Genomic DNA, 1,067 nt, shown 5'->3' on the forward strand with positions numbered 1-1,067 from the left:
TGTGCTGTCCCGGGACGTTGGTGACAGGCGACATGCCTTGAGCGGTCCTTGAAAGAGGCGAGGGCCTTCTGGTTTCGATGTGGATTGCGAAGTCTGCACCGATGCCCAGGAGGCCCTCGTGATCCACCGTAACGCCCCGCTGACGCCGACCGGCAGGCTGCGTCTGGCCCGGTGTGTCGTCGATGACGGCTGGCCTTTGCGCCGGGCTGCGGAACGCTTCCAGGTCAGTCACACGACAGCGGCACGTTGGGCCGGCCGCTACAAACGGCATGGTCACGCGGGGATGAGGGACCGCTCCAGCAGGCCTCACAGCCAGCCTCACCGCACGTCCGCAGTGGTGGAGGACATGGTCGTCCGCATGCGACGCGAGCACCGGATCGGCCCGCTGCGGCTGGCCGCCCGGGCCGGTGTCGCCGCTTCCACCGCACACCGGATCCTCACCCGCCACGGCCTGCCGCCGCTGGCCGCCACCGACCGAGCCACCGGCGAACCCGTCCGCCGCTACGAACGCGCCCGGCCCGGCGAACTGGTCCACATCGACGTCAAGAAACTCGGCCGCATCCCCGACGGCGGCGGCCACAAAGCCCTCGGCCGGGCCGCCGGCCGCAAGAACCGCACCAGCACCGGATACGCCTACCTGCACACCGCCCTGGACGACCACTCCCGCCTGGCCTACACCGAGGACCTGCCGGACGAGCGGGCCGCCACCTGCGCGGCCTTCCTGCGACGAGCAACCGCCTGGTTCGCAGGATGCGGCGTCACCGTCGAGCGGGTCCTGACCGACAACGCCTGGGCCTACACCAAGAACACCTGGCGCAACACCTGCCACGAGCTGGGCATCAGCCCCCGCTTCACCAGGCCCTGGCGCCCGCAGACCAACGGCAAAGTCGAACGCTTCCACCGCACCCTGCTGGAGGAGTGGGCCTACCACCGGCCCTACACCTCAGACAGCGAACGGCAAGAAGCGTTTCCCGACTGGCTGGACTGGTACAACTACCACCGACCCCACACCGGAATCAGCGGCCACACCCCAGCCAGCCGCGTCACCAACCTGTCCGGACAGCACA

At 69.4% G+C, this 1,067-nt stretch carries 2 protein-coding genes; one reads left to right on the forward strand and one right to left on the reverse strand.

Annotated elements, in window-relative coordinates; translation table 11 throughout:
- On the reverse strand, nucleotides 1–232 hold a 232-nt coding region (locus AB0E02_RS39280), incomplete at its 3' end, for a hypothetical protein (RefSeq protein WP_362149587.1).
- On the opposite strand from AB0E02_RS39280, the gene AB0E02_RS39285 reads away from it, so the two are divergent.
- Nucleotides 119–1,067, forward strand: a 949-nt coding sequence (locus AB0E02_RS39285) for an IS481 family transposase (protein ID WP_362149585.1), incomplete at its 3' end; no start/stop codon positions are given. The two genes, AB0E02_RS39280 and AB0E02_RS39285, sit on opposite strands and share 114 nt — an antisense overlap.

It is taken from the genome of Streptomyces sp. NPDC048196, assembly GCF_040652715.1.
GTDB lineage: Bacteria > Actinomycetota > Actinomycetes > Streptomycetales > Streptomycetaceae > Streptomyces > Streptomyces siderophoricus.